Here is a 15,753-nt window from a genome sequence, read left to right on the forward strand (position 1 = left end):
AACCAGCTAAGCGCTAAGGCTTAGCGGCCCTTTTTTGCGGTAGCATTTTGAATGTTTTTCAGCATAAACCTGTCTGCAATTTGTATTTGGTGAAACAGACAGAGGATGCCCACCGTTCTGCCTGCCTATGAGCAGCAAAGCTCCATAGCTGATAACAAGAAGAGTAAGCGAAAGCATACCTGCCGCACCATAATCGAGGGTTTCTGTATGTTCAAAAATGGCTATGGAAACAACGCGTGTTGAGCCTGGAATAGAGCCTCCGATCATAAGAGCTACCCCGAACTCTCCCACAGTATGTGCGAAAATAAGGGCCGCTGAGGCAGTTATTCCGCCCACAACATTAGGTAGCGTGACATATATAAATGTCTGAAACGGATTCATCCCTAAAGCTCGGGAAGCTTCTATTATTCCCGGATCAACCTTTTCAAAGGCCGCCCGCATGGGAAGGATTCCGAAAGGTAAACTATATAGAATGGAGCCGAATACCAGCCCGCTAAAAGAAAAAGTCAGACTTGAACCCGTCAATGATTTCCATGTTCCACCGATAAACGACTGCGGCCCAAGAACAAAAAGCAATATAAAGCCGAGCACGGTTGGTGGTAAAACCATAGGAAGATTACAGGCCGCTTCAATGAAGCGTTTACCCGGCATATTTCCGCGCGCAAGACTGTGCGCAAGCGGTAAACATATAACTAGAAGTATCGGAGTCACCACTAAGGCAAGTTTTACGGTCACCCATAAAGATGACAAGTCCATATTACTCATAGCCATACTCCTTTATAACCTCGCGGACGGAGGGAGTTTTCATCCATGCCAAGAATGCGCCGGACTCAGAAACTTTACCTGATTTAATAATGGCCACGGACTGCTTAACCTTACCAGCTTCGGGAATAGCCCAATATTTACCTTCCATACCTTTACCCGACAGAGCCTGCGAAAGAGCAATAAATCCGGCCTCTGCGGAACCGGAATATGCAAACTGAAACGCAACTCCGACACTTTTCCCGAACACCAGCTTGGGTGTAAGTTTATCAAGAAGACCGACCTTAATCAGTGCTTCCTGAGCAGCAGATCCGTATGGGGCTGTCTTAGGATTAGAAATAGCAACATGTTCTATCTTAGATGAAAGAACCGCTTCCTTCCAATCAAGAGCCTCTGCCAGCCCTTTATCGGAAGACCAGAGAACCGCCTTTCCTGTTGCATACAACAACGGCTTTTCAGCTAGGCCGGAAGTATATAAAAGATCCGGGCGTTTTTCATCGGCCGCAAAAAATAAATCATAAGGAGCGCCGTTGGTAATCTGTCCATAGAGCATTCCTGTTGAGCCGAAAGAGCAAAGGATTTCATTACCTGTTTCCTTTTCATACATCACAGCAAGTTGTTTCATAGCTCCTGTGAAATTTGCAGCGCAACCAACGGTAAGACTTGCAGCACTTACCGCTTGAGAGGTTAAACAAATCCATAAAAGGGCAAGTAGAACTCTTTTGAATAAGGTCATATGGATCCTCCAAAGTTTGCCTGCACCCAGTTCCACAGGTCGCTGTAATCAAAAAACAGCTTTAATACACTCGAAAAATAGAAGCCGCCGCCCGCGACTAATTATTAGGACAATCTGACGCCTACATCAGGTATTACCATTTCTCTTTAATTTTCTGACTGAGTCAGATTCAACAGCTCCCCCTTGGTAAGCGGACGCTCAAGTTCACATGATAGTTTCCTTACAGCTTGTGTAAGGGCGGAAAGATCTCGCCCGGAAATATCCCGGATGAACGAGTCCAAACCGCAATCGCTTAATGCCGAAACGACCGCAGCTCTACCGCTCTTACCTCCAACTGCCAGCTTGCGGGTTTTGCCCACACGCTCTGGATTATATGGTTCGAATAATTCGGGTGATTTGCTTAATGCATGGGCGTGCAAACCAGATTCACACGCAAAAATATCGGTACCAACAACGGCTTTTGTGCGCGCAATAGGAACTCCAGCTGCGTTTGATACGAAGCTGCAGAGATCCATTAACGCTTCCGTAGAATATTTATGGCTATCATTTTTGAGAGCAAGGTATGCAACTAGTTCTTCAGTAGCAGCAATGCCGGCCCGCTCTCCGATCCCCAGCACACTGACGTCTACATATTTTGCGCCCGAAGCAAGAGCAGTTACAGCATTCCCTGTCGCCATGCCGAAATCGTCATGACAATGGACCGCAAAATCGATGTTGATCTGGCTGCTGAACAGCTGCACCAAATGTTCAGTAGTTTTTGGAGTAAGCTGGCCAAGTGAATCTGCAAGACGAACCCGTGATGCTCCTGAAATTTTCGCGAGCAAAGCTACTGTCAGTGCAAAACCTTCATCGGCCCTTGATAGATCTTCAAGACCGATAGAGACATATTCGATGCCGTTATCTAGTGCGACCTTTACAGTATGAGTCAGCTTCTTCAGCAATCCATCACGATCAGTGCTCAGCCTCTTCTCTATATGAAGGTCTGAAACGGGAACACCTATATTGATACGATCAATCGGGAGCATGGAAACTTTAATAATGTCCGCTTCACGGCAGGGGCTCCATACGCTGAGCTTTGCATTCCCTTTTAATGAACGGGCATACTCGGCGAGTTCAAGCAAATCATCCTGTCCAACCCATCCAAGTTCTATCTCATCCACACCTAGAGCCATAAGCCCTGAAACAATGCGCTTGCGAGTATCTATATTAAAGTAAGCACCGAACAACTGTGCGCCTTCTCTTAGTGTTGTATCTATCAACATGGCTGGCTCCTTGTAGTTTAGTAGATACACTTACTAAGCACGTACGATGCCAAGTCCATCTCATCCTATATCATGCTTAAATAACAACACTTACTGAAAGACTCCCGCCTCAACTTAAAAAACACACTTTTGTAGGAAGATACATTTTCGTATGTGATTTGTGTAGGTTCCTACGTTTTGTGTAGATTCCTTACAAAGTGTATTTCTACACACAAACATATACATTTCAGACACTTAATATCATAAATCAAGTTTGGCACGCGTATTGCCTTATGAGAGTCAGCATCAACGAAAATTTAAACCTAAAAATAACCCCTTGGAGGAGCAGTCATGAAAAAAATGAGAAAGGTAGCAATTTACGGAAAAGGCGGAATCGGCAAGTCCACAACTACTCAGAACACAGTAGCTGGTTTAGCAACCATGGGAAAAAAAGTAATGGTAGTTGGCTGTGACCCTAAAGCAGACTCCACCCGCCTCCTACTCGGTGGCCTAGCTCAGAAATCAGTTCTCGATACTCTTCGTGAAGAAGGTGAAGACGTAGAACTCGATGATATCCGCAAGCCCGGTTACGGCGACACATGGTGTGTTGAGTCCGGTGGTCCTGAGCCAGGAGTTGGTTGTGCTGGTCGCGGTATCATCACTTCCATTAATATGCTCGAAAACCTCGGCGCATATGAAGAATCTGAAGCACTCGACTACGCATTCTACGACGTACTAGGTGATGTTGTTTGTGGTGGATTCGCAATGCCTATCCGTGACGGTAAAGCAGAAGAAATTTACATCGTTGTTTCCGGTGAAATGATGGCCATGTATGCAGCTAACAACATCTGTAAAGGTATCATGAAATACGCACAGTCAGGTAGCGTCCGCCTTGGTGGTCTTATCTGTAACTCCCGTAATGTAGACAACGAAAAAGAGATGATCGAAGAACTTGCCAAGAAAATCGGCACACAGATGATCTACTTTGTACCTCGCGATAATGACGTACAGCGCGCAGAAATCAATCGTAAAACTGTCATCGAATGGAATGATCAGGTTCCGCAGGCTGATGCCTACCGCGGCCTCGCAAAAGCAATCGATGACAACACAATGTTTGTTGTTCCAAAGCCCCTTGAAATTGAAGAACTCGAACAGCTTCTCCTCGACTTTGGTTTGATGGAAGTAGCTTAAGTCCCACTCTGTATAACTCTACTCACAACCCAGAATAGGAGAACAAGATTATGATCATGGTAAGAGCAATTGTAAGACCCGAAAAAGCAGACGACGTCCTAGCAGCCCTCATGGACAATGGATTTCCAGCCGTCACAAAATATTCAGTAGCTGGCCGCGGTAAACAGCGCGGCATCAAAATCGGCGAAGTGACTTACGACGAAATCCCTAAAACTATGCTCATGAGTGTAGTTAAGGCTGTCGACAAAGACTTTGTAATCGACACCATCATGGACGCTGCAAGATCAGGAACCAAAGGAGCTTTCGGAGACGGTAAGATCTTTGTTTCAGAAGTTGGCGATGTCTACACTATCAGCTCCGGCGTAAAAGAAGGAGCCACAGAGGGAGACGCGTAATGAAGGAAATAGTCGCAGTAGTGCGGATGAACATGATGAACCGCACCAAAGCAGCTTTAGACGAAGCAGGCGTAGATGCCTTCTTCGCACACGAAGCTCAGGGACGAGGAAAAGGATTCGTAAACACAGCTCTTCTTGAAGGAGCTGAAAGCGGATATGAAGAAGCTGCAGCAATGCTCGGCGAAAAAGGGAAACTTTACCCTAAACGTATTTTGACAGTCGTAGTGCCGGACAATGCAGTCGACGAAGTTGTCGAAACCATCATCAAAGCTAACCAAACTGGCAAACCCGGCGACGGAAAAATATTTGTAACATCTCTCGGAGATGCGGTCCGTGTAAGAACAGCCGAAACAGGCGAAAGTTCCATCGTTTAAGCACCAAGGAGATTAGGAAAATGACTAAAACTAAGAAAATGGTGCAGTGGAATCCCACCGATATCAAGGAAGAGATACTCTCGAAGTATCCTCCGAAGGTGGCTAGAAAACGCGCCAAGCAGATAATGATCAATGAAGCATCAGGGGGCGAAGCAGCCTCTTCTGAAATCGTAGCAAACGTTCGTACCATTCCCGGCATTATCACCATGCGTGGTTGTACTTATGCAGGTTGTAAGGGCGTTATCATGGGACCGACCCGTGACATCCTAAACATCGTTCACGGTCCTGTAGGATGTAGTTTTTATGCATGGCTGACTAGACGTAACCAGACAGATGCAGGCCCTGACGGCGATAATTACATCCCATACTGCCTTACAACAGATATGCAGGATCAGGACATCATCTTCGGTGGAGAAAAGAAACTAGAAGCTGCAATCAGAGAAGCTTACGACCTGTTCCACCCTAAAGGTATCTGTATTTTCGCAACCTGCCCGGTTGGTTTAATCGGTGATGACATTCACGCTGTAGCAAGAAAAATGTCTGCTGAATATGAAGATTGCAACGTATTTGCATTCTCCTGTGAAGGTTACAAGGGAGTTTCTCAGTCAGCTGGTCACCATATAGCAAACAATCAGGTTTTTACTCACCTCGTTGGTGAAAACACTACACCTAAAGAAGGCGACTACAAAATCAACCTTCTCGGTGAATATAACATTGGTGGTGACGGTTTCGAAATCGACCGCATCCTTAAGAAATGTGGAATATCAAACATATCCACTTTCTCCGGTAACTCCACATACGACCAGTTTGCATCCGCTCAGCATGCGGACCTCAGCTGCGTAATGTGTCACCGCTCCATCAACTACGTCGCAGATATGCTTGAAACTAAGTACGGCATTCCATGGATCAAAGTAAACTTCATCGGCGCAAAAAGTACCGCCAAGTCACTACGCAAAATTGGTGAATACTTCGGAGACGAAGCTCTCATCAAAAAAATAAACGACGTTATCGCAGAAGAAATGCCTGAAGTTGAAGCAATCTCTGCTGAAGTCCGCACTCGCACCGAAGGCAAGACAGCAATGATCTACGTCGGTGGATCCCGTGCACATCACTATCAGGATCTGTTCGCTGAAATGGGTATGAAAACTATCTCCGCCGGTTACGAATTCGCTCATCGCGATGATTATGAAGGCCGTGAAGTCATTCCAAGTTTAAAAGTAGACTCAGATTCCCGTAATATAGAAGAACTCACAATTGAAGCAGACGAGAAACTCTACAACCCGCGTAAAACTTCAGACGAAGTGAAAGCTCTCGAAGCTGCCGGATTCAAGTTCAAAGAGTATGACGGACTAAACAGAGATATGGATAACGGATCCATCATTATCGATGACCTGAACCAGTACGAAGCCGAAAAACTTGTTGAAATATTGAAACCTGATGTTTTCTGTGCGGGTATTAAAGAAAAATACTCAATCCAGAAGCTGGGTGTTCCTATGAAGCAGCTCCACAGTTATGACTCCGGCGGACCATACGCAGGATTCAAAGGAGCAGTTAATTTCTATCATGAAATGGACCGCTTGGTTAACAGCAAGGTTTGGAGCTACATGAAAGCTCCTTGGCAGGAGAACCCCGAACTCACCGCTACGTTCGTGTGGGAATAATAGGAGAGAATAGAAAATGTTACTCAGACACACCCCCACAGAAGTTAGTGAACGCAAGGCCCTGATGATCAATCCGGCCAAGACTTGTCAGCCAATCGGAGCCATGTATGCAGCTCTCGGCATCCACGGATGTTTGCCGCACAGCCATGGTTCACAGGGTTGCTGTGCTTACCATAGATCAGCTTTAACAAGACACTATAAAGAACCGGTTTCAGCCTCGACCAGTTCCTTCACAGAAGGCGCATCAGTATTCGGAGGACAGGCAAACCTGCTACAGGCGATTGAAAACATCTTCACCGTTTACGAACCTGAAGTAATCGCAGTTCACACCACTTGTCTCTCAGAAACAATTGGTGATGACCTCAAGCAGATTGCACATAAAGCTCAGAAAGACGGGAAAATACCTGAAGGTAAATTCGTCATCGGAGCACCAACTCCAAGTTACGTTGGTTCACACGTCACAGGGTTCAGCAACATGGTTAAAGCCATGGCTCAGCTTGCAACTCCAGGCACACCAAAGAACGGAAAAGTTAATATTATTCCGGGCTGGGTTGAACCTTCTGACATGAAAGAAATTAAACGTTTAGCCTCAATGATGGACATCAAAATAACTTTGTTCCCCGATACTTCAGGAGTGCTTGATTCACCCCTGACCGGCGAATACAAGATGTTCCCTGAAGGCGGCGTAACAATGAAAGAGCTTAAGGACACAGGCGGCGCAACCGGAACTCTCGCACTAGGCGAATGGTGTTCCGCAGACGCAGCACGCTGGCTCGACTCTAAGTGCAAAGTACCTTGCACCGTTCTGGACATGCCTTTCGGACTCGCTGCAACTGACCGTTTCGTAGACGTTCTCCGCACCGTAGCAGGCGTAAGTGTTCCAGATTCAATTGCTAACGAACGCGGTCAGCTTGTCGACCTTATCTCCGACATGCACCAGTACTTCTACGGCAAAAAGGTAGCTATCTTCGGTGATCCAGATCAGCTCATCTCCATGTGTGAATTCCTTCGTTCCATCGACATGATCCCAGTTCATGTCATCACAGGAACACCGGGTAAAGCATTCGAGAAACGCATCAGAGAAATCACTGCCGATATGCCGGGTGAAGTTAATGTTAAAGCGAAAGGCGACCTATTCCAGCTCCACCAGTGGATCAAGAATGAGCCTGTCGATCTCCTCATCGGAAACTCATACGGAAAGTATGTTGCCCGTGACGAAGATATTCCATTCCTCCGTTGGGGATTCCCGATCCTTGATCGTCAGGGACATCAGTACTTCCCGACTGTAGGCTACAAAGGCGGACTCCGTCTGCTCGAATCAATTCTGAATCTTCTACTCGATCGCAAAGATCGTGACGAACCAGAAGAAAGCTTCGAACTCGTACTTTAAGAGAAGAAATGCCTCCGGCGGCTGGGGGGAACTTTTTGAAAAAAGGTTCCCCCCAGACCCCCCTCAAAAACTTTTATCGGGCTGAACAAATAATTTTTTAAGCAGGAACATAGCGCCATGACAGATTCAAGTTCAACATACTCATCACATCCTTGCTTCGGTCCTTCTGCCCGTAAGTCTGTAGATAGAATTCACCTGCCAGTTGCGCCTCGTGCAAATTCGCGAATTCGCTACAGTTCTGTTGAAAAAATTCAGGAAGCAATTCGGCCTGAAGCAGCACTCAGCTGGCTTGAAGTTGTTATCGCAGATGGACGCGAAATTGGAGTTGTTGGGATCACAGGTCCCGGTGATCCCCTAGTTATCCCCGAATTAACTTTTCAGACTTTGGAACTGGTCAAAGAAAAGTATCCGGACATGTCCCTTTGCATGACCACACTTGGAATAGGGGGAGATGTTCACGCGGAAAAACTCGCGAAACTAGGCATGTCCCATGTCACCCTTCTTGTAGATGCTCTGAGCCCCGAAATGGCTGAAGAACTTTATGCTTGGATCAGGCCTTCCAAGAAGAATATGCCCATAAAGGAAGCGGCATCATTACTGATAAGCGAACAGGCTAATGCAGTGAAGGCTTTCAAAGCAGCCGGACTGACTGTGAAAATTAACACCACAGTTTACCCCGAAAACATTAAGCACATCGGTGAAATAGCTCAGTCCATGAAAGAACTTGGCGCAGACATTATGGCTGTCACTCCTTTCATTGCTAACGATGATGATCAGTCTGCTCCGCTTGAAACAACTAGTAGCGAAATGATGGCTACAGCACGCGACCTTGCAGGTAAATACATGGAACTTATGCCCGAATGGGATGAATGCGGTTCCTTAGTAAAAGATGAAGAAACAAACATGTTGCCTAAGCCGACTAAGGAAAGACCAAATGTCGCGGCAGTTAGTTCTAACGGCATGGATGTCGACATGCACCTCGGCCACGCTGCAAAAATTTTGATTTATGGACCGCGCGAAGATGGTTTGGCCTGCCTCCTTGAAACACGCATGGCTCCAAAAGCTGGCAGTGGATCTTCAAGATGGGAAGAGCTGAGTGAATTGCTAAATGACTGTTTCATCCTGCTCACTGCAAGTGCCGGCGACAGTCCAAAGAAAATTTTAAGCCAAAGCGGCTTACGCGTCGAAGTCACCGACGAAAACGTAGAAGGCATGGTTGATGCCATTTACGGTGGCGGCAAAAAGAAAAAGTGTAAGAAGTAACAAACCGTAAAAAATAAAGATTTTAATAGGAGATTAGAAAATGGCTACACCAGAAAAAATGATCCTTTGTTGTCAGAGTTTTAGAGCAGGCGGAGATCCTAAAGGCATTTGCCACAAACAGACTGAAGGTTTTTTACAGTATATCGAAGAAGAAACAATTGATCGCGGCATTGATGCTCTTGTTGTTGCAACCACTTGTCTCAAGCAGTGTGAAGCTGGTCCGGTTCTCGTTATTCAGCCTGAAAACTGGTGGTTCAAAGGTGTTGATTCAGAAGAAGCTATCGACGAAATCCTTGATAGCCTCGAAGACGGCGAACCTTGTGCTAAATACTTAATTTCCTAAGAAGCGAAAATGATCATGCCAAGCACAACTATAATACGCCCCGCAACCCACGAAGACTTGAACAGCCTCGTAATGCTGCTGGAGATGCTTTTCTCCATAGAAACAGACTTCACAGCAAATAGAGGTACGCAGCTTCGAGGACTTGAGATGCTTCTAGAAAGCAATCAGGGGTGCATTATAGTCGCTGAAAACCGCGGAATGGTGGTTGGCATGTGTTCCGGGCAGTTTCTTATTTCCACAGCGGAAGGCGGGCTGTCGCTCGTAGTCGAAGATGTGGTTGTTCATAATGAATGGCAAGGACGCGGTATTGGAGCAATGCTGATGAATACTGTCGGATTATACGCAAGAGAGCATAAAGCAACACGGTTGCAACTGCTCGCAGACAGCGAAAATTTCCCGGCACTTAATTTCTATAAAAATCTTGGGTGGGAATCTACCCGTCTCATTTGTCTGAGAAAGCGTCACTCATAAAGGTAAAGCCATGACTAATGCCATATTAGAAGAAAGAAAGGATCAGATCCACAGAACCGGACAGGGCGACATAGATATCGCTTGCAACCGTGAATCCCTAGCAGGGGCAGTCAGCCAGCGTGCATGTGTTTTCTGCGGATCGCGAGTTGTTCTCTACCCCATAGCTGATGCGCTGCATCTTGTTCACGGCCCCATTGGTTGCGCTGTTTACACATGGGATATCCGCGGAGCTCTTTCCAGCGGACCGGAACTCCACAGACAATCCTTTTCCACCGATCTTCAGGAAGTGGACGTTATTTTCGGAGGCGAAAAGAAACTTGAAGCGGCTCTTGATGAACTTATTGATCGTCACAGTCCGAAAGCAGCTTTCGTCTACTCTACTTGCATAGTCGGAATCATCGGTGATGACCTTGAAGCGGTATGCAGACAGATGAGCGAAAAGAAAGGAATCCCAGTTCTTCCCGTGATGTCTGAAGGCTTTAAAGGAAGTAAGCGCGAAGGATATCTGGCTGCTTGTACAGCCATGTTCAAGCTTGTTGGTACCGAAGATGTTTCTGATGTATCTCCAGTCTCCGTAAATATTTTAGGCGACTTTAATCTCGCTGGAGAGATTTGGATTATCAGAGAATATTTCAGACGTATGGGCGTTGAAGTCGTTGCCAATATTACTGGCGACGGGCGCGTTAGGGACGTTGGCCGCAGTCATGGTGCGGCTTTAAATCTCGTACAGTGTTCGGGTGCGACTCTCGATTTGGCGAAAATGATGGAAGAAAAGTACGGCAAACCTTTTATACGAGTCTCCTACCTCGGCATAGAAGATATGGCAGACTCCCTCTATCAGGTGGCTGATTTCTTTAAGGATATCGACCCGAACATTGTAAAACGCACTGAAGAGCTCGTTAAAGAAGAGCTTTCGAAGCTCATGCCGGAAGTCGCCCGCTACCGTAAGGATTTAGAAGGCAAAAAAGTCGCCATGTACGTTGGCGGATCATTTAAAGCTTTCTCCTTACTAAAAGCGTTTAGGCACCTAGGCATGAAGGTAGTCATGGTCGGTTCACAGACCGGAACCAAAGAAGACTACGCCGAGCTGGAAAGGATTTCCGATCCCGGCACCATCCTTGTTGATGATGCCAACCCGCTCGAGCTTTCAGCTTTCATCAAAGAAAAGGACGTTGATCTATTCGTAGGCGGCGTCAAAGAGCGGCCCATCGCATACAAACTGGGCGTAGGATTTTGCGATCATAACCACGAACGCAAAGAAGCTCTTGAAGGATTCGAAGGAATGCTCAACTTCGCCCGTGAAGTTCACTCCTCAGTAATGAGCCCGGTTTGGTCATTTGTACCAAGACGCGCAAATAAAATTAATACAATCGAAAAGGAGGCAGGCAATGAGTAAAGTTAAGAACAAAGTGGAAAGACCTAATTTCGTTTCCACCACCAATGCCTGCAAACTCTGCACACCACTCGGTGCAGCAATGGCCTTCCGCGGAGTTGAAGGTTCCATCCCCTTCCTTCACGGATCACAGGGGTGCGCAACATATATGAGACGTTACGTTATCAGTCATTTCCGCGAACCGGTGGATATTGCTTCCTCAGCACTCGGGGAAAAAGCTGCAGTTTACGGCGGTGGAGCGAACCTGAAAAAGGGCATCTTGAACGTCATGAAGAAGTACGAACCGGAAATGATCGGAGTGGCAACAACCTGCCTGACCGAAACCATCGGTGATGACGTTCCAATGATTCTGCATGAATTCCATAAGGAATTTGGTGACCTTAAATTGCCTAAAATCGTCAGAGTTTCAACTGCAAGCTACAACGGCACACATACTGATGGCTGGCACGGGGCTGTATGCTCCATGGTTGAACAGCTTTGTACTGAAAAAGCAGAAGCTGATGGAAGCGTAAACATTCTTCCAAACATGATCTCCTGCGAAGATGTTCGTGAACTGAAAGATATTTGTGACCACTTCGGAGTCAAATCCACTATTCTACCAGATATTTCTGAAACACTGGATGGCCCCGCACTTGAGGATTACGTAAAAATACCATCCGGCGGAACACCCATCGCAGACATCAAGAATATGTCAGCCGCAAGCGGGACAATTGAATTCGGTCGTTGTCTTGGACCAAGAACAGGTGGAGTTGCTCTCGAAAAGAATTTCGCAGTAAAAAACCACCGCATAGGTATCCCAATGGGACTGCGTGAAACCGATGTTCTTTTCGATACCCTCGAAGACATCACCGGAACCCCCACACCCCGCCGTTACGAACTCGAACGTGGCCGTTTAATCGACGCATATGTTGATGGACACAAATACGTGTTCGGCAAACGCGCAGTTGTTTACGGCGAAGAAGATTTAGTCACCGGGCTATGTGCATTCCTTAGCGAGATTGGAGTTGATGTCATCCTCGCAGGAACCGGAGCACGCGGCAGAGGCATGGCAGAATCTATCGCAGCAGTAACTGATGGCGTCGCAAGCAAAATGCCGATAATTCGCGAAGGTGTCGATTTCCAGGACATCGCTGATGAAGCCGGTGAACTTAAACCGGACCTTATGATCGGCCATTCCAAGGGGTATAAATATGCCAAAGCATGGAACATTCCACTTATCCGCGTCGGCTTCCCAATTCATGACCGTTTCGGTGGTCAGCGCATCCTTCACCTTGGATATGGCGGAGCACTCTCAATGTTCGACAAGATTGTAAATGCAGTGCTTGAAAAGAAGCAGACTGACAGTGATATCGGCTACGGATACTTGTAAACATAAAATCCAAAGCGAATTTGAATAAACAGTAGGAGCCAAACTAATGAAAGATACAAGCAAGCACCCATGCTTCAATAAGGAAACAGCCGGTTCGTGCGGCAGAGTTCACCTACCTATCGCACCCAAATGTAATATTCAGTGCAACTACTGTAATAGAAAATATGATTGTGTAAACGAATCTCGCCCAGGCGTAACCAGCGGAGTTCTGAAACCATTTCAGGCCGCAGAATATATGGATAAAGTGCTAGCAAAAGAGCCTCGCATCACAGTTGCAGGTATTGCCGGTCCCGGCGACCCATTCGCAAACGCTGAAGAAACAATTGAAACCATGCGTCTGCTAAATGAAAAGCACCCACACCTTCTGTTCTGCCTGTCGTCAAACGGCATGGGAATCCTGCCTTATCTGGATGATATAGCTGAACTTGGAGTATCCCACGTTACAATTACTATCAGCGCAGTAGATCCTAAAATTGGCGCAAAAATTTACTCATGGGTGAAAGATGGCAATGTCGTTTATCGCGGTGAAAAGGGAGCCAAAATACTCCTCGAACGCCAGCTTGAAGCGATCAAAGGACTTAAAGAGCGTGGGATAATCGTTAAGGTTAACTCCATCGTTATCCCGGGCATAAACGAAGATCACATAGTAGAAGTTGCAAAAGTTGTGGCGGAGCTTGGAGCGGATATTCAGAACATGATCCCCATTAAACCGACTGCTGACACTCCTTTTGCAAACGTTATGGAGCCTAAGCATGATATAATCGGACCGCTGCGCAAAGAAGCAGGCGAAGTTATCAAGCAGATGACTCACTGTAAGCGTTGCCGCGCTGACGCAGTAGGACTTCTCGGTGATGACAAGTCAGCATCACTTTGCGGAACATTGCAGGCTTGCTCAAAACTCAAGCCTATCGATCCACTAGCCTCGCGCCCGTATGTGGCAGTTGCCAGCCGCGAAGGACTGCTTGTTAATCAGCACTTAGGTGAAGCTAAGTCCTTTTATATATGGGGAGAATCTGATTCAGGAGGATTCCACCTAATCGAAGAACGTCAGGCCCCAAAATCTGGCTGCGGCCCGAAACGCTGGGCTGATCTGGCTGCGGCTTTCAAAGACTGTAGAGCGGTACTAAGCGCCGCAGTAGGTCAGACTCCACAGCTTTTGCTTGAAGAAAGCGGCATGGAATGCCATGTGGTAAGCGGATTCATCGAAGATGCGCTAAGCGCAGTATACACAACAGGCGACATAAGTAAGCTAAGCAGCCGAAAAGGCGGAATAGCAGGAGCATGTTGTACTGGGACGGGTACTAGTTGCGGTTAGGTTTATATAAAAAGTAGATGCTTAAAGCCCCGTCGGACTTATTGTCTGACGGGGCTTTTACTTGAGCAATATTATTTTAAAACACTAAAATTAAAGCATAAAAACACCCGGAAAAAGAATCATCTTTAGCCGGGTATTTTTAAATAAGCACACCAACAACCATCAAAAACTTCTAAACTTCAACTCCATCCTTCATGCGTCTAAGACGAGCACGCCCTTCTGCAATCATAGACTCTAACCCATATCTCTTAACACGGTAGCCCATCTGCCGAGCAGACAAACCAAGAGTATCTGCTGCCTTGTACTGAATCCATCCGTTTCTCTCTAATGCGGCTACCACTTCGTTTCGCTCCACTTCTTTAAGCGAAGTGCAATGCGGTGGCTCATCACAGGTATTAGTTGATTCATGTCCAATCGAATTCTGCACAAAACTCTGTCCGGGAGCGAGGTAGGACTTCAAAAATTCTAGAGTAATATACTCACTGTCAGACATGATAACCAATCTCTCTATGAGATTCTGCATCTCACGAACATTACCAGGCCAATCATATGTAATTAGAGCATCCAAAGCCGCCGGAGTGAAAAACATCTGCCGACCATAATCATCCGACATTTTCTGAAGGAAGTGGTTAAGCAATCCAGTTATGTCTTCCTTTCGTTCCTTTAATGGCGGGACCAGAATAGGGAAAATATTCAATCTGTAATAAAGATCAAGCCTGAATTCATTGCGCTCAACAAGTTCACCGAGGTCACGGTTCGTAGCGGCTAGAATGCGAACATCAATTGTACGAGTTCGATTAGATCCTAAACGTTCAAGCTCTTTCTCCTGCAACACACGCAAAAGCTTAGCCTGTAGATTCATAGGAAATTCGCCAATCTCATCGAGGAAAATAGTACCGCAATCTGCTTCTTCAAAGCGCCCGCATCTAGTTCCGACTGCTCCGGTAAAAGCACCCTTTTCATAACCGAATAGTTCTGATTCCAATAGATTTTCGGGAATGGATGCACAGTTCACTTTAATGAACGGATGCCCCTTCCTGTCCGACAGTTCATGAATAATGCGAGCAATCAAAGTTTTACCGACACCGGATTCTCCAAGAAGCAATACAGTAGCCCGCGTAGGTGAAACTTTTTCTATCTGTCTCTGAACTTCGACCATGGACGAACTCTGTCCGACAATATAAGGGCCTTTGTTGTTTTTAGATATCTGCGACTTGAGAGACGTGTTCTCTCTTTTAAGAACAGCTTCACGCTCCTTAACCTTCTCATTAAGGCTAATAAACTGCCCAATAAGAGTAGCAACAATTTTAAGGAAATCGATATCCTCTTCAAATGCAACTTCGTCATCAAACAAGCGATCAACATTCAGCACGCCAATTGAATCACCATGTAGAAGTATAGGAACTCCAAGAAATGATATAAGACCGCGCTGAATTTTGCGCGAGCCTGTCTTATCCAAAAACAAAGGTTCCTTCGTAATATCAGGAACATAAAAAGGTTCACCAGTCTGAAAAATGCGCCCGGTAACCCCTTCATTCAGCCGATAAACCCCGCGCTGCCGTTCCTCATGAGTAAGCCCGTAAGATGCATTGATGGACAGCTGTCCTGTCTCCGGGTCATGCAAGGTTACAGTCGCCCGCTGCATACTCAGCTTCTCGGACATTATGCAAAGAACTCCGTCCAAAGCAGATTCAAGATTCAATGCCTGATCTATAGCTTGGCAGATAGCAAGCAATGCCGAAAGTTTCAGTCCGTGTAAATTTGGATACATACCTCTACTAAGCAAGCAAGGTGCCATATTTAAGCTTTAAAATTAATCAACTATTACAGGCTTTTATATTTTTGAACC

The 15,753-nt window shown here is 46.2% G+C and carries 15 protein-coding genes; 11 read left to right on the forward strand and 4 right to left on the reverse strand.

Annotated elements, in window-relative coordinates:
* Positions 1–6: 6 nt before the first annotated feature.
* From modB to BR06_RS0110835, 3 genes are all read right to left on the reverse strand, one after another.
* Complete coding sequence (modB, locus tag BR06_RS0110825) at positions 7–765, reverse strand: molybdate ABC transporter permease subunit (protein ID WP_084154109.1); 759 nt, start codon at positions 763–765, stop codon at positions 7–9.
* On the reverse strand, positions 758–1,498 hold the full coding sequence (gene modA, locus BR06_RS0110830; protein ID WP_031482837.1) for a molybdate ABC transporter substrate-binding protein: 741 nt from the start codon (positions 1,496–1,498) through the stop codon (positions 758–760). The genes modB and modA overlap by 8 nt, the downstream gene beginning before the upstream one ends.
* Before the next feature lie 146 nt (positions 1,499–1,644).
* Positions 1,645–2,760, reverse strand: a complete 1,116-nt coding sequence (locus BR06_RS0110835; protein WP_031482838.1) for a LeuA family protein — start codon at positions 2,758–2,760, stop codon at positions 1,645–1,647.
* 339 nt (positions 2,761–3,099) lie between these two features.
* Between BR06_RS0110835 and nifH the strand changes: the two genes are divergently transcribed.
* The 11 genes from nifH to BR06_RS0110890 all read left to right on the forward strand — a co-directional run bounded on the left by nifH (position 3,100) and on the right by BR06_RS0110890 (position 13,904).
* Positions 3,100–3,930 carry a nitrogenase iron protein gene (gene nifH / locus BR06_RS0110840; RefSeq protein ID WP_031482840.1) on the forward strand — a complete coding sequence of 277 codons (831 nt, stop codon included), beginning with the start codon at positions 3,100–3,102 and terminating at the stop codon, positions 3,928–3,930.
* A 47-nt stretch (positions 3,931–3,977) separates the two neighbouring features.
* Entirely contained in the window at positions 3,978–4,325 is a 348-nt protein-coding gene (locus BR06_RS0110845) for a P-II family nitrogen regulator (RefSeq protein ID WP_031482842.1), read from the forward strand.
* On the forward strand, positions 4,325–4,699 hold the full coding sequence (locus BR06_RS0110850) for a P-II family nitrogen regulator (RefSeq protein WP_031482844.1): 375 nt from the start codon (positions 4,325–4,327) through the stop codon (positions 4,697–4,699). The genes BR06_RS0110845 and BR06_RS0110850 overlap by 1 nt, the downstream gene beginning before the upstream one ends.
* A gap of 20 nt (positions 4,700–4,719) precedes the next feature.
* Positions 4,720–6,360: a nitrogenase molybdenum-iron protein alpha chain gene (gene nifD / locus BR06_RS0110855; protein ID WP_031482846.1), complete on the forward strand. Its 1,641-nt coding sequence runs from the start codon at positions 4,720–4,722 to the stop codon at positions 6,358–6,360.
* Positions 6,361–6,376: 16 nt separating this feature from the next.
* A complete protein-coding gene (gene nifK / locus BR06_RS0110860; RefSeq protein WP_031482848.1) occupies positions 6,377–7,750 on the forward strand; it encodes a nitrogenase molybdenum-iron protein subunit beta in 1,374 nt (457 codons plus the stop codon).
* Positions 7,751–7,867: 117 nt separating this feature from the next.
* Entirely contained in the window at positions 7,868–9,013 is a 1,146-nt protein-coding gene (locus BR06_RS0110865; protein ID WP_031482850.1) for a radical SAM protein, read from the forward strand.
* Between the two features lie 40 nt (positions 9,014–9,053).
* Positions 9,054–9,356 (forward strand): (2Fe-2S) ferredoxin domain-containing protein, encoded by a 303-nt coding sequence (locus tag BR06_RS0110870; protein WP_031482852.1) that lies wholly within the window; start codon positions 9,054–9,056, stop codon positions 9,354–9,356.
* A 9-nt stretch (positions 9,357–9,365) separates the two neighbouring features.
* A complete protein-coding gene (locus BR06_RS0110875) occupies positions 9,366–9,827 on the forward strand; it encodes a GNAT family N-acetyltransferase (protein WP_031482854.1) in 462 nt (153 codons plus the stop codon).
* A gap of 10 nt (positions 9,828–9,837) precedes the next feature.
* Positions 9,838–11,223, forward strand: coding sequence for a nitrogenase iron-molybdenum cofactor biosynthesis protein NifE (gene nifE, locus BR06_RS0110880; protein WP_031482856.1), 1,386 nt, complete (start codon positions 9,838–9,840; stop codon positions 11,221–11,223).
* Positions 11,216–12,589 (forward strand): nitrogenase component 1, encoded by a 1,374-nt coding sequence (locus tag BR06_RS0110885; RefSeq protein ID WP_031482858.1) that lies wholly within the window; start codon positions 11,216–11,218, stop codon positions 12,587–12,589. The genes nifE and BR06_RS0110885 overlap by 8 nt, the downstream gene beginning before the upstream one ends.
* A gap of 46 nt (positions 12,590–12,635) precedes the next feature.
* Positions 12,636–13,904, forward strand: a complete 1,269-nt coding sequence (locus BR06_RS0110890) for a radical SAM protein (protein WP_031482860.1) — start codon at positions 12,636–12,638, stop codon at positions 13,902–13,904.
* Between the two features lie 172 nt (positions 13,905–14,076).
* On the opposite strand, the gene BR06_RS0110895 is transcribed toward BR06_RS0110890, so the two are convergent.
* Positions 14,077–15,675 carry a sigma-54-dependent Fis family transcriptional regulator gene (locus tag BR06_RS0110895; RefSeq protein WP_031482862.1) on the reverse strand — a complete coding sequence of 533 codons (1,599 nt, stop codon included), beginning with the start codon at positions 15,673–15,675 and terminating at the stop codon, positions 14,077–14,079.
* Positions 15,676–15,753 lie beyond the last annotated feature (78 nt).

The organism is Maridesulfovibrio frigidus DSM 17176, assembly GCF_000711735.1.
Classification (GTDB): Bacteria; Desulfobacterota; Desulfovibrionia; order Desulfovibrionales; family Desulfovibrionaceae; genus Maridesulfovibrio; species Maridesulfovibrio frigidus.

Bases quoted from the DNA above. Each gene is read 5' to 3' on its own strand.
- modB (WP_084154109.1), bottom strand. From the start codon at position 765: ATGAGTAATATGGACTTGTCATCTTTATGGGTGACCGTAAAACTTGCC.
- modA (WP_031482837.1), bottom strand. From the start codon at position 1,498: ATGACCTTATTCAAAAGAGTTCTACTTGCCCTTTTATGGATTTGTTTA.
- BR06_RS0110835 (WP_031482838.1), bottom strand. From the start codon at position 2,760: ATGTTGATAGATACAACACTAAGAGAAGGCGCACAGTTGTTCGGTGCT.
- nifH (WP_031482840.1), top strand. From the start codon at position 3,100: ATGAGAAAGGTAGCAATTTACGGAAAAGGCGGAATCGGCAAGTCCACA.
- BR06_RS0110850 (WP_031482844.1), top strand. From the start codon at position 4,325: ATGAAGGAAATAGTCGCAGTAGTGCGGATGAACATGATGAACCGCACC.
- nifD (WP_031482846.1), top strand. From the start codon at position 4,720: ATGACTAAAACTAAGAAAATGGTGCAGTGGAATCCCACCGATATCAAG.
- nifK (WP_031482848.1), top strand. From the start codon at position 6,377: ATGTTACTCAGACACACCCCCACAGAAGTTAGTGAACGCAAGGCCCTG.
- BR06_RS0110865 (WP_031482850.1), top strand. From the start codon at position 7,868: ATGACAGATTCAAGTTCAACATACTCATCACATCCTTGCTTCGGTCCT.
- BR06_RS0110870 (WP_031482852.1), top strand. From the start codon at position 9,054: ATGGCTACACCAGAAAAAATGATCCTTTGTTGTCAGAGTTTTAGAGCA.
- BR06_RS0110875 (WP_031482854.1), top strand. From the start codon at position 9,366: ATGATCATGCCAAGCACAACTATAATACGCCCCGCAACCCACGAAGAC.
- nifE (WP_031482856.1), top strand. From the start codon at position 9,838: ATGACTAATGCCATATTAGAAGAAAGAAAGGATCAGATCCACAGAACC.
- BR06_RS0110885 (WP_031482858.1), top strand. From the start codon at position 11,216: ATGAGTAAAGTTAAGAACAAAGTGGAAAGACCTAATTTCGTTTCCACC.
- BR06_RS0110890 (WP_031482860.1), top strand. From the start codon at position 12,636: ATGAAAGATACAAGCAAGCACCCATGCTTCAATAAGGAAACAGCCGGT.
- BR06_RS0110895 (WP_031482862.1), bottom strand. From the start codon at position 15,675: ATGTATCCAAATTTACACGGACTGAAACTTTCGGCATTGCTTGCTATC.